The 24,925-nt window shown below is 68.9% G+C and carries 20 protein-coding genes; 14 read left to right on the top strand and 6 right to left on the bottom strand.

What is annotated here, in order from left to right:
- Positions 1 to 82: 82 nt before the first annotated feature.
- Complete coding sequence (locus tag HMPREF2883_RS12340; RefSeq protein WP_371080846.1) at positions 83 to 925, bottom strand: polysaccharide deacetylase family protein; 843 nt, start codon at positions 923 to 925, stop codon at positions 83 to 85.
- 173 nt (positions 926 to 1,098) lie between these two features.
- Between HMPREF2883_RS12340 and HMPREF2883_RS12335 the strand changes: the two genes are divergently transcribed.
- From HMPREF2883_RS12335 to HMPREF2883_RS12325, 3 genes are all read left to right on the top strand, one after another.
- Positions 1,099 to 2,733 carry a ribonuclease J gene (locus tag HMPREF2883_RS12335; protein WP_070662912.1) on the top strand — a complete coding sequence of 545 codons (1,635 nt, stop codon included), beginning with the start codon at positions 1,099 to 1,101 and terminating at the stop codon, positions 2,731 to 2,733.
- A gap of 18 nt (positions 2,734 to 2,751) precedes the next feature.
- Positions 2,752 to 3,687 (top strand): PfkB family carbohydrate kinase, encoded by a 936-nt coding sequence (locus HMPREF2883_RS12330; protein WP_070662899.1) that lies wholly within the window; start codon positions 2,752 to 2,754, stop codon positions 3,685 to 3,687.
- 156 nt (positions 3,688 to 3,843) lie between these two features.
- Entirely contained in the window at positions 3,844 to 6,768 is a 2,925-nt protein-coding gene (locus tag HMPREF2883_RS12325) for an FtsK/SpoIIIE family DNA translocase (RefSeq protein WP_070662898.1), read from the top strand.
- Here the strand turns inward: HMPREF2883_RS12325 and HMPREF2883_RS12320 are convergent.
- Complete coding sequence (locus HMPREF2883_RS12320) at positions 6,757 to 8,100, bottom strand: CapA family protein (RefSeq protein ID WP_070662897.1); 1,344 nt, start codon at positions 8,098 to 8,100, stop codon at positions 6,757 to 6,759. The two genes, HMPREF2883_RS12325 and HMPREF2883_RS12320, sit on opposite strands and share 12 nt — an antisense overlap.
- 241 nt (positions 8,101 to 8,341) lie before the next feature.
- On the opposite strand from HMPREF2883_RS12320, the gene pgsA reads away from it, so the two are divergent.
- The 7 genes from pgsA (at position 8,342) to HMPREF2883_RS12285 (ending at position 14,231) form a co-directional block, all read left to right on the top strand.
- Positions 8,342 to 8,959 (top strand): CDP-diacylglycerol--glycerol-3-phosphate 3-phosphatidyltransferase, encoded by a 618-nt coding sequence (gene pgsA, locus HMPREF2883_RS12315; protein ID WP_141759120.1) that lies wholly within the window; start codon positions 8,342 to 8,344, stop codon positions 8,957 to 8,959.
- 23 nt (positions 8,960 to 8,982) lie between these two features.
- The gene (locus HMPREF2883_RS12310; protein WP_081381339.1) at positions 8,983 to 9,504 is read left to right on the top strand and encodes a CinA family protein; all 522 of its coding nucleotides are present in this window, start codon (positions 8,983 to 8,985) and stop codon (positions 9,502 to 9,504) included.
- Positions 9,505 to 9,665: 161 nt separating this feature from the next.
- Positions 9,666 to 10,076, top strand: coding sequence for a helix-turn-helix domain-containing protein (locus tag HMPREF2883_RS12305; RefSeq protein WP_176747219.1), 411 nt, complete (start codon positions 9,666 to 9,668; stop codon positions 10,074 to 10,076).
- 134 nt (positions 10,077 to 10,210) lie between these two features.
- Positions 10,211 to 10,432, top strand: a complete 222-nt coding sequence (locus tag HMPREF2883_RS12300; RefSeq protein WP_176747218.1) for a DUF3046 domain-containing protein — start codon at positions 10,211 to 10,213, stop codon at positions 10,430 to 10,432.
- Between the two features lie 267 nt (positions 10,433 to 10,699).
- Positions 10,700 to 11,941 carry a recombinase RecA gene (gene recA, locus HMPREF2883_RS12295; protein WP_070662896.1) on the top strand — a complete coding sequence of 414 codons (1,242 nt, stop codon included), beginning with the start codon at positions 10,700 to 10,702 and terminating at the stop codon, positions 11,939 to 11,941.
- Positions 11,941 to 12,438 (top strand): regulatory protein RecX, encoded by a 498-nt coding sequence (locus tag HMPREF2883_RS12290; RefSeq protein WP_070662895.1) that lies wholly within the window; start codon positions 11,941 to 11,943, stop codon positions 12,436 to 12,438. Before recA ends, HMPREF2883_RS12290 begins: the two co-directional genes overlap by 1 nt.
- 65 nt (positions 12,439 to 12,503) lie before the next feature.
- Positions 12,504 to 14,231 carry a formate--tetrahydrofolate ligase gene (locus HMPREF2883_RS12285; RefSeq protein WP_070662894.1) on the top strand — a complete coding sequence of 576 codons (1,728 nt, stop codon included), beginning with the start codon at positions 12,504 to 12,506 and terminating at the stop codon, positions 14,229 to 14,231.
- 67 nt (positions 14,232 to 14,298) lie between these two features.
- Here HMPREF2883_RS12285 and HMPREF2883_RS12280 read toward each other — a convergent pair whose 3' ends face one another.
- The 4 genes from HMPREF2883_RS12280 to HMPREF2883_RS12265 form a co-directional block, all read right to left on the bottom strand.
- Positions 14,299 to 15,693, bottom strand: a complete 1,395-nt coding sequence (locus tag HMPREF2883_RS12280) for an ABC transporter substrate-binding protein (RefSeq protein WP_083313585.1) — start codon at positions 15,691 to 15,693, stop codon at positions 14,299 to 14,301.
- A gap of 8 nt (positions 15,694 to 15,701) precedes the next feature.
- Positions 15,702 to 16,655 (bottom strand): carbohydrate ABC transporter permease, encoded by a 954-nt coding sequence (locus HMPREF2883_RS12275; protein ID WP_083313584.1) that lies wholly within the window; start codon positions 16,653 to 16,655, stop codon positions 15,702 to 15,704.
- A 13-nt stretch (positions 16,656 to 16,668) separates the two neighbouring features.
- Positions 16,669 to 17,580, bottom strand: a complete 912-nt coding sequence (locus HMPREF2883_RS12270) for a carbohydrate ABC transporter permease (RefSeq protein WP_070662892.1) — start codon at positions 17,578 to 17,580, stop codon at positions 16,669 to 16,671.
- Between the two features lie 112 nt (positions 17,581 to 17,692).
- A complete protein-coding gene (locus HMPREF2883_RS12265) occupies positions 17,693 to 19,873 on the bottom strand; it encodes an alpha-galactosidase (RefSeq protein ID WP_070662906.1) in 2,181 nt (726 codons plus the stop codon).
- Positions 19,874 to 20,062: 189 nt separating this feature from the next.
- Here HMPREF2883_RS12265 and HMPREF2883_RS12260 point away from each other — a divergent pair, with 189 nt between their 5' ends.
- From HMPREF2883_RS12260 to gap, 4 genes are all read left to right on the top strand, one after another.
- The gene (locus HMPREF2883_RS12260) at positions 20,063 to 21,208 is read left to right on the top strand and encodes an ROK family transcriptional regulator (RefSeq protein ID WP_070662891.1); all 1,146 of its coding nucleotides are present in this window, start codon (positions 20,063 to 20,065) and stop codon (positions 21,206 to 21,208) included.
- Positions 21,209 to 21,383: 175 nt separating this feature from the next.
- On the top strand, positions 21,384 to 23,045 hold the full coding sequence (gene miaB, locus HMPREF2883_RS12255) for a tRNA (N6-isopentenyl adenosine(37)-C2)-methylthiotransferase MiaB (protein WP_070662890.1): 1,662 nt from the start codon (positions 21,384 to 21,386) through the stop codon (positions 23,043 to 23,045).
- 141 nt (positions 23,046 to 23,186) lie between these two features.
- Positions 23,187 to 23,807, top strand: coding sequence for a TetR/AcrR family transcriptional regulator (locus HMPREF2883_RS12250; protein WP_070662889.1), 621 nt, complete (start codon positions 23,187 to 23,189; stop codon positions 23,805 to 23,807).
- Between the two features lie 57 nt (positions 23,808 to 23,864).
- A complete protein-coding gene (gap, locus tag HMPREF2883_RS12245; protein ID WP_070662888.1) occupies positions 23,865 to 24,869 on the top strand; it encodes a type I glyceraldehyde-3-phosphate dehydrogenase in 1,005 nt (334 codons plus the stop codon).
- The last annotated feature ends 56 nt before the right edge of the window (positions 24,870 to 24,925 follow it).

Raw genomic sequence — 24,925 nt, 5'->3', positions numbered from 1 at the left:
GCCTGCTCCACCGCACGATGGAGCAGGCACCTCTTGCTTTCTCGCGGCGAGATCTGCTCATGCGAGGGCCCTCAGCCGTTCGTCAGACGGACGCCAGCAGGTCGCTGCCCGTCGTCACGGTGAGCCCTCGCTCCAGCAGCGAGCGCACGCCTCCTTCCAAGGCGGTGAACAGGGCTTCGGAAGGCTGCGTGCGCCCGTCGTGGCACAGCACCACCGACCCGGCGCTGGCAGTGTCCTTGACGGCGGCGGCCTCCGCCGTCGAGGGCGTGTGAACGCTCCACAGCAACAGGTCCATCCTCTTGAGCGAGGCGACCATCATGGCCGGCGCGTCAACCCGGCCGTAGGGAGGCCGCCACAGGCGCGGAGACGGTGCTCCTGCCGCCATGATCGCCTCACGTGTTCGGTCCACCGAGTCGCTCAGCTCGGAGAAGCCCACGCCGTAGACATCCGTGTGCACCCAGTTGTGGACCGCGACCTCGTGCCCCTCGGCGACCTCCCGTGCGATCAGCTCGGGGTGGGTCTCTACCGCGGACCCCAGGACGAAGAAGGTGGCCCGTACGTGCAACCTCGCCAGCATGTCGAGCACGAGTGGAGTCCAGCGGGGGTCTGGTCCGTCGTCAAAGGTCAGCGCCAGCTTCCTGGATTCCCCGCCGGTCTGGAACACCACTCGCGTCCCGAGCGCGTTGCCGGGGCTCGCGGGGCGAGGGGCGGTTCGTGCCGTGGGGGAGAGGTGGGTGTCCCGCCAGTGAGTGACTCCTGCACCGGCGCCCGCGCCGAGCAGGCCCGTTGCCGTTGCCAGGGCGGCTGTTCCCAGGAGACCTCGTCGGCTCTCGCGAGGAGCGGGACTCGACTGTGAATCGGTTGATGGAGGGGACTCGGTGTCCCTGGCTCCATCATCCGGCAGGCTCGTGGTCGTCACCGGCATATCGTAGAGCGATCCTGACGTGCCCCTGAACTTCGCGTCGGAACGTTGCAGAAGCGCGACGGAATCCAACCGGATCATACCGTATCAATCGATAATCGGGGCATCCTCGGTAGGATGCCCGCGTGACGAACTTTCCCGCGCTGAAGACCCCCGGCCCCCTCGCTGATGGCACCATGCGCATCACTCCCCTGGGGGGCCTGGGAGAGGTTGGCCGCAACATGACCGTCTTCGAGCTGGACGGCAAGCTGCTCATCGTTGACTGCGGTGTGCTCTTCCCTGAGGAGGACCAGCCGGGCGTCGACCTCATCCTTCCCGACTTCTCCTCCATCGAGCACCGCATCGACGACGTCGTCGCCCTGGTCCTGACTCACGGGCACGAGGACCACATCGGGGGCGTGCCCTACCTGCTGCGCCTGCGTGAGGACATCCCCCTGGTGGGAAGCGAGCTCACGCTGGCCTTCGTGGAGGCCAAGCTCAAGGAGCACCGTATCCGCCCGGTGCTGCGCCAGGTCGTCGAGCACGAGGAGGTCTCCTACGACCCCTTCGACCTGGAGTTCGTGGCCGTCAACCACTCCATCCCCGACGCCATGGCCGTCATGATCCGCACCGATGCCGGCAACGTGCTGGCCACCGGTGACTTCAAGATGGACTCCCTGCCCATCGACGGGCGCATCACGGACCTGCGCTCCTTCGCCCGCTTCGGTGAGGAGGGCGTGGACCTGTTCTGCGTGGACTCCACGAACGCCGAGGTCCCGGGCATGGTGGGCCATGAGGGTGAGATCGGCCGGGTCCTGGACAACGTCTTCGCCGACTCCGACGGGCAGATCGTCGTGGCCTCCTTCGCCAGCCACGTCCACCGGGTCCAGCAGGTCCTCGACGCCGCCGCCCTGCACGACAGGCGGGTTGCCCTCGTGGGGCGCTCCATGGTGCGCAACATGGGAATCGCCGCCGAGCGCGGCTACCTCAAGGTCCCCGCAGGCGTCCTCATCGATGCCCGGGACATCACCTCGCTGCCCCCGCACGAGAGAGTCCTCATGGTCACCGGCTCGCAGGGAGAGCCCATGGCGGCCCTGTCCCGGATGGCCCACTCCGAGCACCGCAGCGTCACCATCGAGCCCGGGGACACCGTCATCTTCGCCTCCTCCCTCATCCCCGGCAACGAGAACTCCGTCTTCCGGGTCATCAATCAGCTCATGCGGCTGGGCGCGCGCGTGGTCCACCAGGGCAACGCCAAGGTCCACGTCTCCGGGCACGCCTCCTCCGAGGAGCTGCTCCACGTCTACAACATCGTCCAGCCCCGCAACGTCATGCCCATTCACGGTGAGATCCGTCATCTGGTGGCCAATGGCGGGCTCGCCGTCAAGACGGGAATCGCCCCGGAGCGGGTCATGCTGTGCGAGGACGGCGTGGCCGTTGATCTGGAGGGGGGAGCGGCCCGTATCGCCGGGCAGGTGCCCTGCGGCTACATCTACGTCGACGGCTCCTCAGTGGGGGAGATCGACGAGGCCGAGCTCAAGGACCGCCGCATCCTGGCGGAGGAGGGCTTCGTCTCGGTCTACGCCGTGGTGGAGACCACGACCGGCACGATTCTGGCCGGTCCCCATATCCAGGCGCGGGGTGTGGCCGAGGACGACTCGGTCTTCGAGGAGATCCTTCCCGATGTGACCGAGGCCCTGTCGGCCGCGCTGGAGACCGGCAAGGCGGACGCCTACTCCCTTCAGCAGGTCATGCGCCGCACCCTGGGGCGCTGGATCGGGCGCCGTCTCAGGCGCCGTCCCATGATCGTCCCGGTCGTCATCGAGGCGTAGCGGGAGGGCTCTCACTGCATGACTCTGTTCCGACCCGCATGCTTCATATCCACCGGATCCATCCTCATTGACATCCCCCTCCACGTCAGTCGCGTGCCGACGCCGGGAGGGGCGATCACCGGGGCGTCGTCGGGTCCGGTCGTCGGCGGCGGGTACACCGTGGTCTCGGCCGCAGCCAGGCAGGGTGTCCCCACCGCCCTGGCCGCCACCCTGGGGACCGGCCCCAACTCCGCGCGGGTGCGCGAGTCAATGCGCCTGGACCGGGTCGAGCTGCTTGTCGAGGAGCTCGTCGGGGACATCGGCACCTGCACCACTCTCATCGAGCCCTCCGGCAGACGCACCTTCATCACCACCGCGGGCGTCGAGGGGGAGCCTCAGCGCGAGGACCTTGAGAGCATCGACCTGAGAACCGGGGACTGGGTCTACGCCACCGGTTACGACCTGGCCCACTACACGAGCCGCGGCATCCTGGCCGACTGGCTCCTGTCGATCCCCGACGGCGTCGGGCTGGTGATCGACCTCGGTCCGGTCCAGCCCGACATCCCCGATCAGGTGCTTCTGCCGCTACTGAGGCGGGCAACGATACTGACCGGGAACGATCTGGAGATGGGGCGCCTCGAGAAGCGTCTGGGCGGCACGAGGGCCATCCGGCTGGCGTGTCCGCAGGCACTGATCGTCCACCGTACCGGCGTGAACGGCTGTGTTCTCCACCCGGTGGGCGGCGGGGCGATCGAGGTCCCCGGTTTCGTGCGTGAGGTCGTGGACACGACGGGGGCGGGAGACACGCATACCGGTGTCCTGGTCGCCGGCCTTCTTGACGGGCTCGACGTCGTCGAGGCGGCCAGGCGCGCCAACGCGGCCGCCGCCCACGCCGTTGCGTGCAGCGGCCCGGCCCAGGCCCCGCTACGCGAGGAGATCGATGAGTTCCTCCGGGCAGGCGATGAGAGGTCCTGACCGGTCCTGACCGGTCCTGGGGCCGCGCCTGCCCCGCCGCTTCAGGGGGTGAGCCCCGCACCGGGCCGCAGCACCGAGAAGGTGACATGTCTCCGGCCGGCACAGGCGGCGTGGCAAGGCCAATGACACCAAGAATCCGATAGTTTCTAGAGCATCATGGCCAATCGTCGCACCACGAGAACAGCTGCGTCCTCATCGGGAACCGGCAGAGGGCGTAATCGAGGCGGCTCCGCTTCAGGGACCGCTCCCCTCTCCGCACCCGGGACCGGGCCCTCCGGCGGGCGCTACCGTCGCACCGGCTGGGCCTTCCTCATCCTGGCCCTCGCAGCGGTGCTGGCACTGCGCGAGTGGTTCGGGATCTCCGGGGCCGCAGGTGACCTCCTGCACCACATCGCCGCGGGCCCCGTCGGTGTCCTGGGTATCTTCGTGCCCCCGCTCCTGGCGGCGCTGGGTATCGCCATGCTGCGGGTCCACAGCCTGGGGGCGGTGCACGCGCGGGTCTCGGTGGGCTGCCTGGGGCTGCTGACGGCTCTGACCGGAATGATCCAGGTCGGCAGCGGCAACCCGGCCCTCAAGAACAACATCGGTGGCCTGGAGAGTGCCGGAGGGCTGCTGGGATGGCTGGTGGGCTACCCCCTGGCGGCGCTGTTCTCCTCCGTGGGGGCCGTCATCCTGTTCCTCCTCCTGATCGCGTTCTCCGCCCTGGTCCTGTCCGGCAAGACCGTTGCCGAGATCCGTGACCTGCTGGAGCAGTACCGGGCTGCGGACGGTGACGGAGACTCCCACGGAGCCGATGGATCCGGTGACTCCCTGGCCCGGCGCCTGCTCGGACGGGTGCGTCGAGGCACCGGGCGGGCCGGCGCCTCGGGCGGGGACTCGGATCAGACGGCGCTCCTGGACTCCTACGATGGCGACGAGCCCTTCCGTTCCGCCCTGGAGGTGGAGGAGTCGTCCTCTCGCAAGCGTGGCAGCGGCCGGCGTAAGCGCTCGTCCGACCGGGAGGCCCAGCAGGCCTCGACCACCGAGCTCTTCGAGCCGGGCGGCGATCACGGCGCTCACTCCGGGGGCGAGGACTTCGTCATCCCGGACGTGGGCGAGGAGACCGACGTCATCGCCTCCCCGGCGCCCTCAGCCGCGTCCGCCACCCGGAGCAGGCCCGCCGGCCCGGCAGGTGGCCCCGCGGCCTCCGGCCCGGCCGCAGGGGGGCAGCGCAAACCCTCGTCCGCCAAGCGCCCCGTCCCGCAGGCACCCTCGCAGTCACCGTCCGGTTTCGACGCCGTCACCGAGGAGACCCCCGAGGTCGCCCTCGAGGAGCCCGACCTCGCCGACCAGATCGCCATGAGCGACCTGGGCAACATGTCGTTGCCTGACGGCTCGACCTACACCCTGCCCGAGGACGCGCTGCTCGGTCCAGGACCGGGACACTCCACCCGCACCCCCGCTAACGACGCCATCGTCGAGGCTCTGCAGAACGTCTTCGCCGAGTTCAACGTGGACGCCACGGTCACCGGCTACACGCGCGGTCCTCAGGTCACCCGCTACGAGGTCCACCGGGGCCGGGGGGTCAACGTCTCCCGGATCACGGGGCTGGAGAAGAACATCGCCTACGCGGTGGCCTCCGACGAGATCCGCCTGCTCACCCCCATTCCGGGCAAGAGCGCCATCGGCATCGAGATCCCCAACAGCGACCGGGAGATGGTCAAGCTCGGCGACGTCCTGCGCTCCCAGGCCGCGCGCAAGCAGGCGCACCCGCTGGTGGTCGGGCTGGGCAAGAACGTCGAGGGCGACTACGTCGTCACCAACCTGGCCAAGACCCCGCACCTGCTGGTGGCCGGTCAGACCGGATCGGGTAAGTCCTCCTTCGTCAACTCGATGATCACCTCGATCATGATGCGCGCCACGCCTGAGGAGGTGCGCATGGTGCTGGTGGACCCCAAGCGGGTGGAGCTGACCATCTACGAGGGCATCCCCCACCTCATCACCCCGATCATCACCTCCCCGAAGAAGGCGGCCGAGGCTCTGGAGTGGGTGGTGCGCGAGATGGACGCCCGCTACGACGACCTGGCCTCCTTCGGCTTCAAGCACATCGACGACTTCAACAAGGCGGTGCGGGCCGGAGAGGTCCAGCCCCTGCCGGGATCCCAGCGAGAGCTGAGCCCCTACCCCTACCTCCTGGTCGTCGTCGACGAGCTCGCCGACCTCATGATGACCGCCCCCAAGGACGTGGAGGCATCCATCCAGCGCATCACCCAGCTGGCCCGCGCCGCCGGGATCCACCTGGTCCTGGCCACCCAGCGACCCGTCGCCCAGGTGGTCACCGGCCTGATCAAGTCCAACGTTCCCTCGCGCCTGGCCTTCGCCACGGCCTCACAGCTGGACTCCCGGGTCATCCTCGACCAGAACGGGGCCGAGACGCTCACCGGCCAGGGTGACGCCCTCTACCTTGGCCCGGGCGCCTCCACGCCGGTGCGTATCCAGGGCTCCTGGGTCACCGAGTCCGAGATCCGCTCCGTCGTCGAGCACGTCAAGTCCCAGCTGACGCCCGAGTACCGGGAGGACGTCGTCGTCCCGGAGGTCAAGAAGCAGATCGATGAGGAGATCGGCGATGACATGGACCTGCTCCTGCAGGCCGCCGAGCTCATCATCTCCAGCCAGTTCGGCTCCACCTCCATGCTCCAGCGCAAGCTGCGCGTCGGCTTCGCCAAGGCCGGACGCCTCATGGACCTGCTCGAGTCCCGTGAGGTCGTTGGCCCCTCGGAGGGATCCAAAGCCCGCGACGTCCTCGTCCAGCCCGAGCAGCTCGAGGAGACCCTGGCCTGGATCAAGGGCGAGGGCGGTGCGCCGGGAAGCGCTGAGACTCCCGAGGCCCATGACGCCCCTCAGGGCGAGCCGGGCTCCGACGAGCCCTCGGCTCCTGCCGCGAATGAGCCTCGTACCGCGGTCATGCCGTCGAACCGCCACAGCACGGATCCGTTGGAGGTCGCCTCGAGCCTGCCGGAGTCGGAGTCCTGGGACGACACCTCCGCCGATGAGGACTCCGAGGACGCCTGGTCGCTCACTGGCCGCGGCTCATCGTGGTGATGGGGAGGCCGATGCCGTGCCCTGCGGGCCCGGGTGGGCTCCGGCTCGTGTGATGACCTCTTCCCGACTGGGAATCGTCGGGGCCGGCCCGGTGGGTGTGGGCGGCGTGGTGGACATGGTCGAGGCGTCCTTGACCTGAGAGGTGAGCAGGCTCCAGCGCCGGTCGATCTGCTCGGTGCTCAGGCCCAGGTCGGCAGGGTGCTCGCCGTTGTGAAGCGCCGCCAGGTCCCTGATCTTGTGGCCGCCGGCGAGATCCATCGTGAACGGGTGCCAGTTTAGCTTGTCCACGCTCACCGAGCCGTCGGCGTGGGACGTGACGTCGGCCCAGACCAGCTGACCGACGTCGGACAACGGGGCGCAGCACTCCTCATCCTGGTTCGAGATGTAGTTGCCGGCCGAGTACGACACCCACATCCCCTTGCCCCCGACTCCTCCGGAGAGCTTCTCGGCGGGCTGAGGCACATGGGGGTGAGCGCCGAAGAGGATGTCGACCTGCCCGCTGTCGGCCAGGGACTGGGCGTAGGAGACCTGCTTGTCGTTGGGCGTGGTCTCGTACTCCTCACCGAGCTGGGAGTGGACGACGACGAGGTCGGCACCCGCCGCACGGGCCGACGTCGCCGCCTTCGTGATGGCGCCGACGTCGTTGAGCGACACCGAGTAGCCGGTGGGATCCTCCAGGCCGTTGAGGTCCATGGTCGTGGAGATCTGGGCGACGGTCACTGTGCGCCCACCCCGCTCAAGCTCGTAGAGCGCGAAGGGCACCGAGGCGTCCTGTCGGCTCCGGTAGGTGCCAGCGTGGCCCAGCCCGTGAGCGTCCAGGGCGTCCAAGGTGGCCACGACCCCCGCCTCCCCCCGATCCGCAGCGTGGTTGGAGGCGGTTGCGCAGCCGTCCCACCCGGATCTCGCCAAGGCGGCCACGACCTCGGCCGAGGTGCCGAAGGAGGGGTAGCCCGAGTAGACCCCGTCCGGAGCGACAGGAACCTCCATCCCGCACAGGGCCAGATCCAGGCCCTCGACCCAGGGGGTCTCAGCAGCGATGTTGGCGGTGATGTCACCTGAGGCCCCCGGGGTGGACTCCATCACCGGCATGTGCATGAGGACGTCCCCTGCGTAGCCCACGGTGAAGTGCACGTCCTGTGAGCCGCCGGTGCTGGCGGAGGCGGACGAAGTCGGCGACTGAGCCGGCACGGAGTGGTCAGTGCTCGTCGCGCAGCCGCTCACCGCGGCGGACACGGTGAGAACGACGGCGGTCAGCAGGCCCGGTCCTCGTGACCTGCGGGCGAGACGTGCCGAGCGTGGCGAAGACGAAGGCAGAGGAGCGGCTGAGTACATGGTGATGAACGTAAGAAGTGGACCTTAATGACGTGTGCACGGTTCGTGCTCGTTCCGGCGGCGCGAGGCGGACGTGTCGAGACGTCGGCGTGAACCGTGGGTGAGAACGGATCTTACGCCGCGTGTCGTATGTGGTGGCGTCGTAGCGCGTACGGCGGAGGTGAGCAGATACGAGGCGGTCGAGAAGATGGATCGAGGTTTCTGCGTCGACTGGAGGCCGTCCGCGACTAGGCTGACCCTGATGAACGCCCCGACCGCCCCGGACGGCGCCGCGCAGTCAGAGCAGGCGCCGCTGCTCAACATCGCCAACGTCCTGACGGTGCTGCGCCTGCTGCTCGTGCCCGTCTTCATCTGGCTCTCCCTAGGGGACCGGGCCAGGCTCGCCGCAGTCGTGGTCTTCGTCGTGGCGGCCTTCACGGATCGCCTGGACGGCCAGCTGGCGCGCTCGTGGGGGCTGGTGACCTCCTTCGGCAAGATCGCCGACCCGATCGCGGACAAGGCACTGACCCTGTCCGCCTTCGTCCTGCTGAGCGTCAACCACCGGCTGTGGTGGTGGGTCACCATCCTCATCGTCGTGCGCGAGCTCGGCATCACGGTCATGCGCTTCTTCATGCTGCGCCGCGCCGTCATGGCGGCCTCGCGCGGCGGCAAGATCAAGACGACGCTGCAGATGGTGGGGCTGGTCGGGCTGCTCACACCCTGGTCCATGCTCCTGCTGCCCGCGGGCCCGGCCACGTTCCTGACCAAGGCGGCCTACGTCATTGTGGCTGCGGCGCTCATCGTCACGGTGGTGACGGGCCTGGACTATGTCCGCCAGGCGGTGCGGTTGAGCCGTCAGGACGGACGGAGCGACCAGTGACCTCCCCGGGGGCGCAAGCCGTGGTGATCGGGGACGTGCAGGGCACCGAGGGCCGTATCCGCGTGGCGACGGCCCTGCTGCAAGCTGCCGCGGATCGCGGAGTGAGTCTGGCGGTCGCCGAGTCATTGACGGGTGGGCAGGTCTCCTCCAGCCTGGTGGAGGTCCCCGGCGCCTCCCGTGTACTCGTGGGGGCGGTCGTGGCCTACGCCACCCGGATCAAGGCGCAGGTCCTCGGGGTCGATGCTGCGCACCTGGAGCGGACCGGGCCAGTGGACCGCGATGTCGCCCTGCAAATGGCGCACGGAGTGCGCAGGCTCCTCGGGGCCGATCTGGGGCTGGCGACCACTGGAGTGGCCGGACCGGGGCCGGCCGACGGCCATCCGGCGGGAACGGTTCACGTCGCCGTCGCCGCTCCATGGGGGCGCAGGCACCGCGAGCTGCACCTGAGCGGTGACCGCTCGCAGATCCGGCGCGCCACCGTGATGGAAGTGTGTGAGCTGGCCATCGGTTTCCTGCGGGAAGAAGGCCGTGAGTCGCAGCCGTGACTGCCTCACATCGACGACCGACCAACTACAGACCACAGACTAAGGCGTATTTCAGATTTCTCTCAGGAATACCGGTAGAGTGGTTCCCAACGTCACCGGAGCCGAAGAGCTGGGCCCGCGTGGCGGGAATGAATCCACGACGTGAATGGTTGTGCTAGACGATGAACAACACGACTCACCCCCGCACCACTCGCCCGATCAACAACCGGATGCCGATGCGCCAGGGACCCGGGGCAGGGTACGGTGTGTCCGTGGACACCCCGAAGCATGAAAATGTCGTCCTGCGCCGCGAGATCGGAGAAGTCCTGCGCGGCGTCCGACAGCACCAGGGACGCACGCTGCGTGAGGTCTCCTCTCAGGCCCGCGTCTCCCTGGGGTACCTCTCCGAGGTTGAGCGCGGTCAGAAGGAAGCCTCCTCCGAGCTGCTCGCCTCCATCTGCCAGGCGCTTGACGCCCCCCTGTCCGTGGTGCTGCGCGAGGTCTCCGACCGCATCGCCCTGACCGAGGGTGTCATGATTCCAGACACAGTTCCCGATGAGCTCGTGCGTCAGCAGGGGGTCGCCCTGCGGTGACCATCCGCTGATGCTCTGCTTGCGCTGCTCTCGCGGTGCGCAGGCCGTTGCCAGTGAGCCGATCCTCCCGGCGGTGGGGCCACGATGAGTGGACTCGCCGCCGGGTTGCCTGTTGACAAAGGGGGAAAGGGGGAGTGGTGAAGCACTCGGAGTTCTGGAACGCCGTCGAGACGGTCTTCGGTTCGGCCTACGGCCGGTCGCTGGCGCAGGATCTAGTTCTTCCGGGCCTGGGGGTGACCTGCGTGCAGGCGCTTGACGACGGTGTGGCGCCGGAGCGGGTCTGGAGTCTTCTGTGCGACGAGACTGAGCGCACGGACGCCGAGCGATGGATCTTCCGCTCGGATCCCCGTCGCTGAGCCCAGGCGGTGAGGGCGGGTGCTGGGGCGAGCTCAGGAGTCGCCGACACGCGCGTGACGATGATGTCATGATCGAACAGGTGTTCGGGTACTGTTCTCCACGAACGACGACGACGCCCCCTGAGTCCACAGGGCTGATGAGGGGCGGAGATAGATGTCAGTGGTCAGGCATACCGTCGTTGGTGAGCCCCGGAGAGGGGACCTCGCCGAAGTTGACCAGCCATGTCCGCCGCGGCTGCGCGCCGCCCTGAGAACCGAGGTAGAACAATGCCCGCTGCCAGCCAGACCCAGGACCGCTCCAAGGCCCTGGCCACAGCCCTCGCCCAGATCGACAAGAGCTTCGGTAAGGGATCCGTCATGCGTCTGGGGGACGAGTCCCGTCCTCCGGTCTCCGTCATCCCGACGGGGTCGGTCGCCCTCGACGTGGCTCTGGGAGTCGGAGGGCTCCCGAGGGGGCGCATCATCGAGGTCTACGGGCCGGAGTCCTCCGGAAAGACCACCGTCGCCCTACACGCCGTGGCCAGCGCGCAGAGGGCCGGCGGGAACGCGGCCTTCATCGACGCCGAGCACGCCCTCGACCCGGTCTACGCCAAGGCCCTGGGCGTCGACATCGACAACCTCCTGGTCTCACAGCCGGACACCGGGGAGCAGGCCCTGGAGATCACCGACATGCTGGTGCGCTCGGGCGGCCTGGACATCATCGTCATCGACTCCGTGGCGGCCCTGGTCCCCAAGGCCGAGATCGAGGGGGAGATGGGGGACTCCCACGTCGGCCTCCAGGCCCGCCTCATGAGCCAGGCGCTGCGCAAGATCACCGGTGCACTGTCCTCCACCGGCACCACCGCCATCTTCATCAACCAGCTGCGCGAGAAGATCGGTGTGTTCTTCGGCAACCCGGAGACCACCACCGGTGGGAAGGCCCTGAAGTTCTACGCCTCCGTGCGTCTGGACGTGCGCCGCATCGGCGGCCTCAAGGACGGGGACCAGCCCGTGGGTAACCGCACCCGGGTCAAGGTCGTCAAGAACAAGATGGCGCCGCCCTTCAAGCAGGCCGAGTTCGACATCCTCTACGGCCAGGGCATCTCCCGCGAGGGCAGCCTGCTGGACCTGGGTGTGGACAACGGCGTGGTGCGCAAGTCGGGGGCCTGGTTCACCTACGGGGAGGACCAGCTCGGTCAGGGCAAGGAGAACGCCCGCAACTTCCTCAAGGACAACCCGCAGCTGGCCGCCGAGATCGAGGAGAAGATCCTCGCCGCCCTGGGAATCGGTGAGCCCGGCCGCAAGGCCCGGGAGGCTGAGGAGCTCGCCGCCGCCGAGGCGGCCGTGGCCGCGGCCGCCGTCCCGGTAGACAGCGCTGACACCGCCGCCACAAGCGCGGTCAAGAACGCCCGAGGGCGCGGGAAGAAGGCCGCCACCACCGCTAAGGCCTCCAAGAGCGCGAAGACCCCCAAGGTGACGTCGGCGGATGAGGCGGACACCATCTTCGGTGAGGACGCCGGCGGGTTCTGATGCCCTGGCTCATCCCTGACACCCACGCGCAGGCGGTCGAGGCGGCGCGGGAGATCGTCCTGCGCCGCCTCGACCGCAGCGCGGCTCCTCGCGCTGCCCTGGCCGAGCTCCTCGAGCGCAAGGAGGTGGACCCCCGTGTGGCCACCGAGGTCCTCGACCGTCTGGAGGCGGCCGGAGTCATTGACGACACCGCCTACGCGGCCCGCCTGGCGCGCACCCGCTTCGCGGAGAAAGGGGCAGCCAGACGGGCCATCGCCGAGGAGCTGCGGCGCAAGGGGCTGGGCGAGGGAGATGTCGCCGAGGCCCTCGAGCAGATCAGCTCCGAGGACGAGGACGTGGCGGCGCTGGCGCTGGCCCGCAAGAAGCTCTCCGCCACCGGCCACCTGCCCTGGGAGGTGCGCCGGCGCCGCACCGCCGCTGTGCTGGGGCGCAAGGGCTACAGCCGGGACGTGACCATGCGGGCCATCGCTGCTGCTCACGCCGAGGAATCGGAATGAGGACGGGACTGCTTGTGAGGCGTCAAGAGCCTGAGGCCTGCTTGCCGGCCGACTAGGCTTGGCTCATGACCCAGGTGATTGCGGCCACCGGCGGCCCCCACGCCCCGATCGACCTCCACGCGCTGGCAGCGTCGGCGGGCATCGCGGCCGAGCACGTCATCCCTCACGGCCGTGACGTCGCCAAGATCGACCTGCGCGTGCTGGAATCCAGTGAGCACGTGTGCAGTGGGGGTGCCCATGCCCCTCACTACGTCGTCGTCACTGCGATCACGCCGACGCCTTTCGGGGAGGGCAAGACCACCACGGCCATCGGACTGGCCCAGGGACTCACCCGCCTGGGCGAGCGGGCCGTCCTCACCCTGCGCCAGTCGGCCATGGGCCCCACCTTCGGCATCAAGGGCGGGGCCGGAGGCTCCGGAGGCGCCCGCATCCTGCCGGCCGAGCGGATGAACCTGCACCTGACCGGCGACTTCCACGCCATCACCGCCGCCCACAACCTCCTGTCGGCGATGATCGACAACCACCTGTACCACGGCAACGAGCTCGACATTGACGAACGCACCATCTCCTGGCCCCGGGTCCTGGACGTCAACGACCGCGCCCTGCGCCATATCGTCACCGGCCTGGGGTCCAGGATCGACGGCATCACCCGGCAGGCCTCCTTCGACATCACCCCGGCCAGCGAGCTCATGGTCATCATGTCGCTGGCCACGGACCTGGCCGACCTGCGCAGGCGCCTGGGGCACATCGTCATCGGCCAAAGCCGCAGCGGGGAGTGGATCAGCGCTGAGGACCTCAAGGCAGCCGGGGCCATGTGCGCCGTCCTGCGCGACGCCCTCGAACCCAATCTCCTGCGCACCGGTGAGGGCACGCCCGTCCTGGTCCACACCGGCCCCTTCGGCAACATTGCCACCGGCTGCTCCTCGGTCATCGCCGACCGCGTCGCCGCAGCAGGAGCCCGAGACGGCGGCTACATCCTCACCGAGGCCGGCTTCGGATCCGACATGGGCCTGGAGCGCTTCATCGACCTCAAGTGCGCCGTCTCGGGGATGCACCCGACCATCGCCGTCGTCGTGGTCACCATCAGGGCGCTCAAGGCCCACAGCGGGCGCCACCGACTCGTCAGCGGCAAGGACCTGCCCGAGGAGATGCTCCAGGAGAACGTCGAGGACGTGCGCGCCGGCGCCGCCAACCTGCTCAAGCACCTGCAGATCGTGCGCGGCTTCGGCATCACCCCGGTCGTGGCCGTCAACGTCTTCCCCACCGACCATGACAGCGAGATCGAGGAGGTAACCCGTATCGCCCGCGACGCCGGAGCCCGGGTCGCGGCCTGCCACCCCGTCACCAGGGGAGGCGAGGGCTGCCTCGACCTGGCCGGGACCGTCGTCGAGGCCTGCCAGGAGGCGGGAGAGGCGGCCTGCCCCCGACCCGCCTACGAGCCTCAGGACGACCTGCGCACCAAGATCGCCAAGCTGGCCGAGCTCTACGGCGCCGACGGCGTGGACTACACCCCCGCCGCGAGCAGGCGGCTGGATGACTATGAACGCAGCGGCTTCGGGAACCTGCCCGTCATCGTCGCCAAGACCCCGCTGTCCCTGTCGGCCGAGCCCGGCCTCAAGGGCGTGCCCACCGGGTGGCGCCTGCCAGTGCGCGAGGTGCGCCTGGCCGCGGGGGCCGGCTACGTCTACGCGATCTGCGGCAGCCTGTCGACCATGCCGGGTCTGTCGAGCCACCCCGCCGCCGAACGCATCGACGTCGATCTCGACACCGGGCAGATCATGGGGCTGCGCTGAGAAGTCACGGGCCAGGCCCGGCATATCGCCGGACCCGGCCCGTAGCCGGTCAGGAACAACCCTGCTGCTAGCCCTTCTTGTGCTTGGACGTCTTGAACAGGAGGTTGACCTGCTCGTTGTACTTCGTCAGCGTTGAGGCCGGCACCCGGTTGGCCCACAGGTCGTCCGTCGCAGGTTTCATGATGGCGGCCACGTCCGCGCCGAAGTAGGTCAGTGGGAAGAAGAAGGTGGACTTGTCCTCCAGGTGCTGGGTGAAGGGCTTGGTGGGAAGCCCCGTTTCCTCGAAGACCTTGACGGCCTTCTCCGTGGAGGAGGAGATCGCCGGGAAGACGATTCCGTGAGAGGCCACGATGTCCTGCGCCTCCGCGGTCCCCAGGAAGGCCACCCACTTGGAGGCGTTGTCGATGTTGGCCGACTGCTTGGAGATCGAGTCGCCCAGCCCGTTGAACAAGGAGACCGACTTTCCGTTGGGGCCCACGGGGTTCGCGGCGATCCCGACCTTGACGTCGAGCTTGGCGTAGGTGCCGAACATCCACGAGCCGTTGAAGCACATGGCGACCTTGCCGCTGCCGAGCTGGACATCGGTGCTGGTCGTGGAGGAGAAGGCGCCGCGCGGAGGCATGTAGCCCTTGTCCACCAGGCCGAAGTACCAGTCCATCGTGTCCTGGAAGACCTTCTCGTCGTAGCGGTAGTGGTCACCCCAGGTTTCCTTGTTCGTGTAGAACCAGTCTCCGGCCGAACCGGTGAAGGGACTCCACTGGGTCTGGCCGTCCCCGGTTCCGGCGTCCTGGATACCCAGGCCGTAGACGGCCACGCGGTTCTTATCGAAACCGGGCTCGTCACCGCGCACGCCGTTCTTGTCCACGGTCAGGCGGGCGAGGATCTTCTCGAAGGTTCCGCCGTCGGTGGGGTTCCAGGACCAGCCGGCCAGATCGGCCTCGGACAGGCCCGCCTGAGTGAGCATGTCCCGGTTGTAGAAGACCGCCACGGTGTCCCAGTCCTTGGGGCAGCCGTACTGGTGACCGTCCTCCCCCTTCCACAGGTCGATGAGGCCCTCTTGGAAGGCGGACTCATCGACGCCGGACCAGGCGGCCTGCTTCTCCAGCGGAACCAGGACCTCCAGGTCCTCGAACTGGGCGAACTTGGAGATGTGGTCGGTGAAGGCGTCCGGACCCGTCCCGGCGATGAAGCCGGCCGTCAGCTTGGTCCAGTAGTCGCCCCAGGCGATCTGGGTGATGTTCACCTTGATGCCGGTCTTGGCCTCGAAGGCCTTGGCGCACGCCTCATAGGCGGGCAGCTGGCTGGCGTCCCACATCCAGTACTCGACGGCGCCGGCTCCCGACTTCCTGGAGCCACCGGAGCAGGCGGCCAGGGTCAGGGCGGCCGCTCCTGAGGCCAGGGAGCACAGGAGGCTGCGGCGCGACAGTGAGGAGCGAAGAGGGCTGATCGGTTGAGTCGTCATCTGGTGCCTCACTTGATTCCGGTAAAGCCGATGGAGTTGACGATGCGCCGGGCGAAGGCCATGAACAGCAGGAGCATCGGGAGGGCGGCCACCAGGGTGGCGGCCATGAGCCCGGCCCAGTCGGGACCGGTCTGAGGGGCCTGGGAGCGGAAGACGGCTAGAGCCACCGTGAGTACCCGGGAGGAGTCCGTGTAGGAGACCAGCAGGGGCCAGAAGTAGTCGTTCCAGGCCGTGATGTAGGTCAGGATCGCCAGCGTCGAGATCGGGGCCTTGGCCATGGGCAGGATGAGGGTGAAGAACACCCGGACCTTGGAGGCTCCGTCGAGCAGGGCGGCCTCCTCCAGCTCGCGCGGGATATTCATGAAGAACTGTTTGAGGAAGAACACCGCGAAGGGCGTCATGAACATGGTCGGCAGCGCCACCCCGAGGAAGGTGTCGATGAGGTGGAGCTGCTTGACCAGCACGAAGTTGGGCAGGAGCGTGAAGATCGAGGGGACCATGAGGGCGCCCAGGAACACGGCGAAGACCGTGTCGCGTCCCCTCCAGCGCAGGCGGGAGAAGGAGTAGGCGGCCATCGCTGAGAAGAAGACCTGCCCCACGGTGACCAGTGTGGAGATGATGACCGAGTTGCGCAGGTAGAGCCAGAAGTTGATGGCTGCGCCGCTGCCGCCGTCGGCCAGCGCCTCCTTAGTGGACTGCATGCCGAAGACGCGGGCGAAGCCGCGCAGGTTAATGTCCACCGGCAGCAGGCTGGTGGGGTGGGCGGTGATGCCCGCGTTGGAGGACAGTGCCGTACGCAGCACCCAGTAGAAGGGCAGGAGCGTGAACAGCATGATGAGGATCATCGCCGCCCAGGCCAGGGCCTTGCCGACGGTGAACCGGCGGCCCGGGGTCTCGCGGGACGCCGCAGCGGCCGCCTGGGAGGGCTTGGTGGAGGACACGGGTGCGGTTGTCGTTGTCATGGCTTGTCCTCCTTCAGTCCAGGTCCGTCTCGCCGGCACGGGTCATGCGGTACTGCAGGATCGTGATCGCGGCCAGGACGAGCAGCAGCCCCACAGCCATGGCGGAGGCGTATCCGAACTGGAAGCGCCCGAAGGCCATGTCGTAGATGTAGTACTGCAGCACGCGGGTGGCGTTGACGGGTCCGCCCTGGGTGGCCACCGAGACGGTGTCGAAGACCTGGAAGGAGCCGATCATCGTCATGATGAGCACGAGCGCCAGGATGGGACGCAGCAGCGGGACGGTGATCCGCCAGAACATCCGCCACTCGCTGGCGCCGTCCATCTTGCCCGCCTCGTAGACCGTGTTCGGGATCGACTGCAGGCCCGCGAAGATGAGCAGGGCCGTGTAGCCCACGTGCCGCCACACGTTGATGATGGCGATGGTGGGGATGGCCATCGACGAGGAGAAGAAGTCGACGGCTGAGCCCGTCAGGGGCTCCAGGAGCTGGTTGGTGATGCCCAGCGTGTTGTCCAGGATCCACAGCCACAGCATGGCGGCGACCACGTTGGAGACCAGGTAGGGCGTCAGCACGATGGAGCGTACGAAGGTGGACTGGGTCAGGCGCTGCATGAGGACGGCGATGAGGAGTGCCAGGATCGTCTGCAGACCGATGTTGATGACCACGTACTCCACGGTGACGACGACGGCGTTCCAGAAGGTGTCGTCCTGGACCATGCGCTTGTAGTTGTCCAGGCCGGTGAACTCCTCAGGAGTCAGGAGGTTGTACTCGGTGAAGGACAGCCAGATGCCTCGGATGAGGGGCCAGATGTAGAAGGCGACGAGGCCGATCGTCGCCGGGAGGATGAAGGCGAGGCCGAGCTTGAGGTCGGAGCGTGGCTTGCGCTGCCGACGCGATGGTCGTGCGAGCAGGGTCGAGGTTGACATCGGGTCTCCAAATCGACGGTGATGAGGGAAAACGGGTCGAAGACGGACGGGTGGGGTAGGGACGGGTAGAAGAAGAGAGGACGGATCAGCGACTCGGAGGGTCGCCGATCCCTCAGTCGACGGCGCTCACGCGCAGCAGGACGAGGTGGTCGGGGTGCAGCACCGGCAGCGCCAGCCCCGTGGTGGTCAGGTAGGAGCCCGGCAGGGTGACGCCCTGGGCCATCCAGCCCGCCGCCAGACGCAGCTCGGGGTAGGCCGGTGCCGCCAGGCGCACGTGGTAGCGGCGCGAGGGGTCCAGGCCAGGCAGAGGGCGCGGCGCCGTGGGCCAGGCCAGGAGCTGGCCCAGCGAGGCGATCTCGAACAGGGCGTCGGAGCCATCAGGGGCGACGACCCCCTCAATGCGCAGCACGTCGTCGTCGGGCAGGTCCGCATGGACCGTCACCCCCGAGTGCAGCAGGCCGCGCAGCTCCTTGTGCAGCGCGATGATGGAGGCCAGGCGCTCGCGGGTGGGCCCATCGGCCTCGGTGAGGTCCCACTCCACTCCCATGTGGCCCCACAGGGCGGTGCCGGCCCGGAAGTCGAGGTCGAGGTCGCGCAGGGTGGTGTGCGCCCGCCCGGAGCCGACATGGGTGCCCACCATCTCGGGAGGAAGCAGCAGCGTGGTGCCGCGCTGGATGTTCTGACGGTCGTGGGCGTCGATGCAGTCCGAGGCCCACACCCGCTGGGTGCGCTCCATGATCCCCAGGTCGATGCGGCCGCCGCCGCCGGCGCAGGACTCGATCTCCAGGGAGGGGAAGCGCTTATGGAGCGCGTCCAGGAGGCGGTAGACGGCCAGGGTCTGGTCGTGGACGGCGGCCGCCCCCTGGCGCCCCGCGGTGGGGTCGGCGACCTCGTGACCCGTGGCCAGCAGGGGGGAGTTGTGGTCCCACTTGAGGTAGGCGATGCCGAGGCGCTCCACGAGGGTGGAGATGGCGTCGAACAGGTAGTCCCAGGCGCCGGGGGCGGACAGGTCCAGGACCCGCTGGTGGCGGTGCTCGGGCGCTCCGCCGGCGCCGTCGGACAGGATCCACTCCGGATGGGTGCGGGCCAGCTCGGAGTCGACGTTGATCATCTCCGGCTCGAACCACAGGCCGAACTCCATGCCCAGGGCGTGGACGTGCTCCACGAGCGGCTCCAGACCGTCCGGCCAGGCCTCGGGGGAGACCTGCCAGTCGCCCAGTCCCGAGGTGTCGTCGCGGCGGGAGCCGAACCAGCCGTCGTCCAGGACGTAGCGCTCGATACCGACCTGGGCGGCGGCGTCGGCCAGGGCCTTGAGCTTGTCCAGGTCGTGGTCGAAGTAGACGGCCTCCCAGGTGTTGAGCAGCACCGGGCGGGGACGGGTGGGGTGGGACGGGCGCGAGCGCAGCCAGGCGTGGCTGCGGTGGGCCAGGGCGTCCAGGCCCTCGCCCCAGGAGAAGACCGTCCACGCAGAGGTGTAGGTCTGACCGGGGGCCAGTAAGACCTCGCCCGGCAGGAGCAGCTCTCCGGCTCCCAGGAGCTTGCGCCCCGAGGCCGGGTTCATCGCCAGGTGACGGACGTTTCCGGACCAGGCCGCGTGAACGCCGTGGACGCGCCCGCTGCGCCACCCGAAGCCGGTGGGGCCGGCTGCCAGCCAGGTGACGGCGTCGTGCCCCGGGCGTCCCTCCCAGGACTCGCGCAGGCGGGTGCCCGGGGTGAAGGGGGTGCGCACGAGCCGACGCTCCTGGACGTGGTGGCCGGTGGTGTCCAGCAGCTCATCGGCGCTGTCGGGCAGCGGCAGTACCGGCGTGAGCTCACCGACGACGAGGTCGGCCCCCTGATCGCCGCCGGACCCGGAGTGGTCATTGCGGACCCAGGCGCGCAGGCGTACCAGGCCGCAGGGCTCCAGGCGCAGCTCAGTGCCCAGAGTCAGCGCGTGGGCGGTGTCGGTTCCGCTGGAGCGCACAACGAGGGCGGTTCCGGCCGGGGTGTCCTCGGAGCCCTCCTCGTGGGTGAAGGCAGTGGGGTGGGGCGAGAAGGCCGAGCCGTCGGTGCGTGAGAGCACCACGGCGGGGCGGGAGCTCCACCCCAGGTGGGCCAGGGGCAGGATCGGCAGGTCGTTGGTGATCCAGGCGGTGTTGGTTCCCAAGGATGTCTGTGCGGCCAGGGTCGCGTCGGACAGGTCGTCACCGCTGACGTCACCCAGGTCGGGACCCCAGTGGCGCACCACCGGGAAACGGTCGTCGGGCAGGTCGAGGACTACGGAGGTGTCGGCGCATCGCAGATGGAGGGTCATCATTGTCCTTCCGGGGGAGGGGAGGAACCAGAAGCGATTCCTTGTAAGATGAAAATAATTGATGACGCCAGTTTCCGCAAGGGTTTGACCTACAGTGTCGGTACGAATCGGGCGGCGGTCGGCGTCGTCCCAGGTCATGGGCCCAATGGTCCATCTAGCAGTCGGCGACGGCGGGAGCGGGAACAGGACATGGACGGTGGAGGACGCAGCCTCGGCGCTCAGACACTGCTCTCCCTGATCTCAGTGGGTCCCATGAGCCGCGGCGACCTCGCCGAGCGCCTGGGGCTGTCCGCGGCGACGACGACGCGCACGGTGCGCCCCCTCATCGAGGCGGGCCTCATCGAGGAGCAGCCGCCGGTGGAGGCGGGTGGACCGGGACGGCCCACCCGCCTCCTGGCCGTCGTCGCGGGCTCCGCCACCGTCGCGGGCGTCAAGCTCACCGCCGACCGCCTCTACGCCGTCCTGACCGATCCGCTGGGCGAGGTCCTGGCCGGGGAATCCCTGCCGCTGACCGAGACCGACCCCGACTCCGTGACCGCCCTGATCGCCTCAGTGGTGGCGCAGCTGGCTCAGCGCAGCGGTCGACGGCCCGACGCCGTCGGGATCTCCCTGGGGGCGGCCGTCGCCGGGAGACGGACCGTGGTGGTGGCCAGCTTCCTGGGATGGCGTGACGTGCCTCTGGCCGCCATGGTCACCGAGGCCACCGGGCTGCCCTGCGTCGCGGCCAATGACGTGCGCGCCTTCGCCTACGCCGAGGCCAGGTTCGGGGCCGGCCGCGGAAAGGACCCCTTCGCCATGGTCACCCTCGGCGCCGGGATCGGCTGCGGGGTCGTGGTGGCCGGTGAGGTCGTCTCCGGTGCGCAGGGGGCGGCCGGCAGCGTCGGGCACCTGCCGGTGGACCCTTCAGGACCCAGTTGCGAGATCGGGCACCCCGGATGCGCCCGTGCTCTCGCCTCGACCTCCCAAATCCTACGGGCGGCCGCCAAGCACCTGGGGTGTCAGGCCCAGGAGCTGAGCCTCGATCTGCTCCTGAGCCCCGACATGCGTCGCAACGACGGCGTCGACGACGTCCTACGGCGTGCGGCGCTGGCGGTCGGAAGGGTCGTGGGGACTCTCATCGCCTACGTCGACCCCGAGCTCGTCGTCGTCTCCGGGGAGGGGGTCGCCGTGGTGGAGACCTACCGGGAGACCTTTGAGAAGGAGGTGGGAGGTCTGCGGCACTGGGCGGCGGCGCCGGCGCCCGTCCTGCTGCGTCCCTTCGAGTTCGACGAGTGGGCGCGGGGGGCGGCCGCCCTGGCCCTGGATCAGTGGACGGTGGTCGCGGGAGGCCGGTGAGCGACGCCTTGGCTCAGGCTGCCCGCAACGAGGTCAGAAGCGCCTCGCGCAAGAAGTCCTGACCCCGGTTCGCCCCGTCACTGGGAGAGCTGAGGGCCCCGCCCCGGCGTGCATCTGGTCACGACACTGCGCCAGGGCTGGGGCGGGGCCCCAGCGCCACCTACACTGCTCGGCGATGACCACGCTGACCACCTCCGCACCTGTTCTCGATGCCCGAGGCGCCCGGCCGCGCACCTACCACGTGCGTACGCTCGGCTGCCAGATGAACGTCCACGACTCCGAGCACATGGCGGGACTGCTGGAGAGGGCCGGCTACCTGCGCGTCGAGGACGTGCCCGAGGCCGCCGCCCGCGCCACCGACGCCGGTGACGGCGGGGCCGACGTCGTCATCATCAACACCTGCTCCGTGCGTGAGAACGCCGCCACCCGGCTCTTCGGCAACCTGGGCCAGCTCGCCGCCGTCAAACGCGAGCGCCCCGGCATGCAGATCGCCGTGGCCGGGTGCCTGGCCCAGCAGATGGGGGAGGGGATCGTCGAGCGGGCCCCCTGGGTCGACGTCGTCTTCGGCACCCACAACCTCGACGTCCTGCCCGCCCTGCTCGAGCGCGCCCGGCACAACTCCGCGGCCGCCGTCGAGCTCGAGGAGTCCCTCAAGGTCTTCCCCTCCACCCTGCCCACCCGCCGCGAGTCCTCCTATGCCGCCTGGGTCTCCATCGCCGTGGGCTGCAACAACACCTGCACCTTCTGCATCGTGCCCTCCCTGCGCGGCAAGCAGCGCGACCGCCGCCCCGGCGACGTCCTGGCCGAGGTTGAGGCCGTCGCCGCGCAGGGCGCCATCGAGGTGACCCTCCTGGGGCAGAACGTCAACTCCTACGGGGTCGGCTTCGGGGACCGCGGCGCCTTCGCCAAGCTGCTGCGGGCGACCGGCGCAGTCGAGGGCATCGAGCGCGTGCGCTTCACCAGCCCCCACCCCGCCGCCTTCACCGACGACGTCATCGAGGCCATGGCCACCACCGAGGCCGTCATGCCCAGCCTGCACATGCCCCTGCAGTCCGGCTCGGACCGGGTGCTGCGCGCCATGCGCCGCTCCTACCGCACTCAGCGCTTCCTGGGCATCCTGGACAAGGTCCGCGCTGTCATGCCCGATGCCGCCATCACCACCGACATCATCGTCGGCTTCCCCGGTGAGACCGAGGAGGACTTCCAGGCCACCCTCGACGTCGTCGAGCAGGCCCGCTTCGCCTCGGCCTACACCTTCGAGTACTCCCCGCGCCCGGGCACCCCCGCCGCCGACCGTGACGACCAGGTCCCCACCGAGGTCGTCAAGGACCGCTACCGGCGGCTTGACGCGCTCGTGCGCCGCATCGTCCACGAGGAGAACGAGCGCCAGGAGGGACGCGTCGTCGAGGTGCTCGTCGCCGAGGGCGAGGGGCGCCGGGACTCGGCCACCGCCCGCATCTCCGGGCGCGCCGCCGACAACCGCCTCGTCCACGTAGCCCTGCCCGAGGGCCTGGGTGAGGACGACTACGCCGGCGGGGCCCCGCGCCCCGGCGACATGGTCACCGTGCGCGTCACCCACGGCGCCCCTCACAACCTCATCGCCGACTCCGCCCGCTGCGGACGCGAGCTGGACCCGCTCGCCGTGGCCGCCAACGAGGCCCTCAAGCCCGGTGACCGCCTCTGGCTCGACGACGGCCCCGCCCTGTTCCAGGTGCGACGCACCCGCGCCGGTGACGCCTGGGAGCGCCGCCAGGCCGAGGCCTGCGCCACTCCCGAGCCCGACACCGCCCCGGTGAGCCTGGGCCTGCCCACCCTGCGCGTGGGCGCACCCGTCTGACTGAAACTCGAGTGAGCAATTCTCAGTGGATGACTGCCCTTGTGTTCTGTACCTAGAGGTATGTACAGTTCTGGTATGGGAATCAGAAGGGAGCAGATCCGGGCGGCCGCCGTGCCTCCCAGGGGTACGTCATAGCGAGGTATGTACAGTTCTGGCGTGGACTCGAGAGAGAAGCTGGTTGAGGCGATGGCAGAGTTGATGTGGGAGCGTGGCTACAGCGCCACGAGCCCGCGGGCGGTTCGCGAGCTCTCCGGCGTCGGTCAGGGGAGCATGTACCACTACTTCCCAACCAAGCGGGATCTCGGGCTGGCCGCCCTGAATCACAACTGCCAGGTCCAGCTGGATTCCTGGAAGGCCGCGCTCAAGGACCTCGAGGATCCGCTCGAGATCCTCGCTGCCTACCTCACTCTCCCGCGTGATCCGCTCAAAGGCTGTCGAGTCGGTCGGATGGCGCAGGACAAGGCGGTGGTGGCCGACGACGGTCTTCGTCAGCCGGTCGCCGAGTCCTTTGCCCAGCTTTGCGAGATGCTGGCCGCTGTCATTGGCATGGCCAGGTCACAGGGACGTCTGCCGGTAGACCTTGAGCCGGACCACCTGGCTCGCACGATGGTCGCCGTTGTTCAGGGCGGTTACGTTCTGGCCATGGCCGAGCAGGACAGAGCCCCGTATGACGCGGCCTGTCAAGGTGCCCTCGAGCTGCTCCGCGTAGCGGCCGGGACCGCCAGCGCGGCTCCTGGCAGCGACGGGTCCGCTTCCTCCTGATCCTGACAATCGGCGTCGGTGTCCGCCGGCGTCACCATTCACCGAAGGAGAAGGAACATGACTATTCGTATCGGTATCAACGGCTTCGGACGTATCGGACGCACGTACCTGCGTGCTGCGCTGGCCAGCGCAGCGGACGTCGAGGTCGTTGCCGTCAACGACCTGACCGACGCAGGCACGCTGGCCACGCTCCTGGAGTGGGACTCAGTGGCCGGGCATCTCGACGGCGTCGCTACCGACGGCGACGAACTCGAGGTCGCCGGTCGAACCATCAAGGTCTTCTCCGAGCCGGACCCGGCCAAGATCCCCTGGGGCGAAGTCGGGGCCGACGTCGTCATCGAGTCCACCGGGTTCTTCGTCGACCGGGACAAGGCCGCCCAACACCTCAAGGGCGGCGCCAAGAAGGTCATCATCTCCGCACCAGCCAAGGGTGACGTCCCCACCTTCGTCCTGGGGGTCAACGACAGTCAGCTGGACGTCTCCGCCGCCGACGTGTTCTCCAACGGATCGTGCACCACAAACTCCCTGGCCCCGCTCGCCAGGGTCCTCCACGACGCCTTCGGGATCGAGAGCGGTCTCATGACGACGATCCACGCCTACACCGGGGACCAGCGGCTTCACGACGCACCTCACAAGGACCTGCGTCGGGCGCGCGCTGCCGCCGCCTCCATCGTTCCCACATCCTCAGGGGCCGCCCGGGCCATCGGTCTGGTCATCCCCGAGCTCGACGGGCGCCTGACCGGCGCTGCCATGAGGGTTCCGGTCCCGGTCGGCTCGATTACCGACCTCACCGTGGTCACCTCCCGCCCGGCAACGGTTGAGGACGTCAATGCAGCCTTCCGCGAGGCTGCCGATCACAGGCCGCTGGCCGGCTACCTGCAGTACTCCCAGGCGCCGATCGTCTCCCACGACATCGTTGGCAACCCGCACTCCTCGATCTTCGATGCGCCCCTGACCGAGGTGATCGATGGCCAGGTCAAGGTCTTCGGGTGGTACGATAACGAGTGGGGCTTCTCCAACCGCCTCGTGGAGTTCTCCCAGAAGGTCGGTGAACAGCTCTGACGCCGGCGTGCCTTGGATACGGGGCGGTGCGGGCTCAGCGCCGACTCGGGCCGCAC

It is taken from the genome of Actinomyces sp. HMSC075C01, from assembly GCF_001812965.1.
Lineage (GTDB): Bacteria > Actinomycetota > Actinomycetes > Actinomycetales > Actinomycetaceae > Actinomyces > Actinomyces acetigenes.
Note: the sequence above shows the minus strand (reverse complement) of the source record. Positions and strands in the feature narration are given on the sequence as shown.

Bases quoted from the DNA above. Each gene is read 5' to 3' on its own strand.
- HMPREF2883_RS12340 (WP_371080846.1), bottom strand. From the start codon at position 925: ATGCCGGTGACGACCACGAGCCTGCCGGATGATGGAGCCAGGGACACC.
- HMPREF2883_RS12335 (WP_070662912.1), top strand. From the start codon at position 1,099: ATGCGCATCACTCCCCTGGGGGGCCTGGGAGAGGTTGGCCGCAACATG.
- HMPREF2883_RS12330 (WP_070662899.1), top strand. From the start codon at position 2,752: ATGACTCTGTTCCGACCCGCATGCTTCATATCCACCGGATCCATCCTC.
- HMPREF2883_RS12325 (WP_070662898.1), top strand. From the start codon at position 3,844: ATGGCCAATCGTCGCACCACGAGAACAGCTGCGTCCTCATCGGGAACC.
- HMPREF2883_RS12320 (WP_070662897.1), bottom strand. From the start codon at position 8,100: ATGTACTCAGCCGCTCCTCTGCCTTCGTCTTCGCCACGCTCGGCACGT.
- pgsA (WP_141759120.1), top strand. From the start codon at position 8,342: ATGAACGCCCCGACCGCCCCGGACGGCGCCGCGCAGTCAGAGCAGGCG.
- HMPREF2883_RS12305 (WP_176747219.1), top strand. From the start codon at position 9,666: ATGAACAACACGACTCACCCCCGCACCACTCGCCCGATCAACAACCGG.
- recA (WP_070662896.1), top strand. From the start codon at position 10,700: ATGCCCGCTGCCAGCCAGACCCAGGACCGCTCCAAGGCCCTGGCCACA.
- HMPREF2883_RS12290 (WP_070662895.1), top strand. From the start codon at position 11,941: ATGCCCTGGCTCATCCCTGACACCCACGCGCAGGCGGTCGAGGCGGCG.
- HMPREF2883_RS12285 (WP_070662894.1), top strand. From the start codon at position 12,504: ATGACCCAGGTGATTGCGGCCACCGGCGGCCCCCACGCCCCGATCGAC.
- HMPREF2883_RS12280 (WP_083313585.1), bottom strand. From the start codon at position 15,693: ATGACGACTCAACCGATCAGCCCTCTTCGCTCCTCACTGTCGCGCCGC.
- HMPREF2883_RS12275 (WP_083313584.1), bottom strand. From the start codon at position 16,655: ATGACAACGACAACCGCACCCGTGTCCTCCACCAAGCCCTCCCAGGCG.
- HMPREF2883_RS12270 (WP_070662892.1), bottom strand. From the start codon at position 17,580: ATGTCAACCTCGACCCTGCTCGCACGACCATCGCGTCGGCAGCGCAAG.
- HMPREF2883_RS12265 (WP_070662906.1), bottom strand. From the start codon at position 19,873: ATGACCCTCCATCTGCGATGCGCCGACACCTCCGTAGTCCTCGACCTG.
- HMPREF2883_RS12260 (WP_070662891.1), top strand. From the start codon at position 20,063: ATGGACGGTGGAGGACGCAGCCTCGGCGCTCAGACACTGCTCTCCCTG.
- miaB (WP_070662890.1), top strand. From the start codon at position 21,384: ATGACCACGCTGACCACCTCCGCACCTGTTCTCGATGCCCGAGGCGCC.
- HMPREF2883_RS12250 (WP_070662889.1), top strand. From the start codon at position 23,187: ATGTACAGTTCTGGCGTGGACTCGAGAGAGAAGCTGGTTGAGGCGATG.
- gap (WP_070662888.1), top strand. From the start codon at position 23,865: ATGACTATTCGTATCGGTATCAACGGCTTCGGACGTATCGGACGCACG.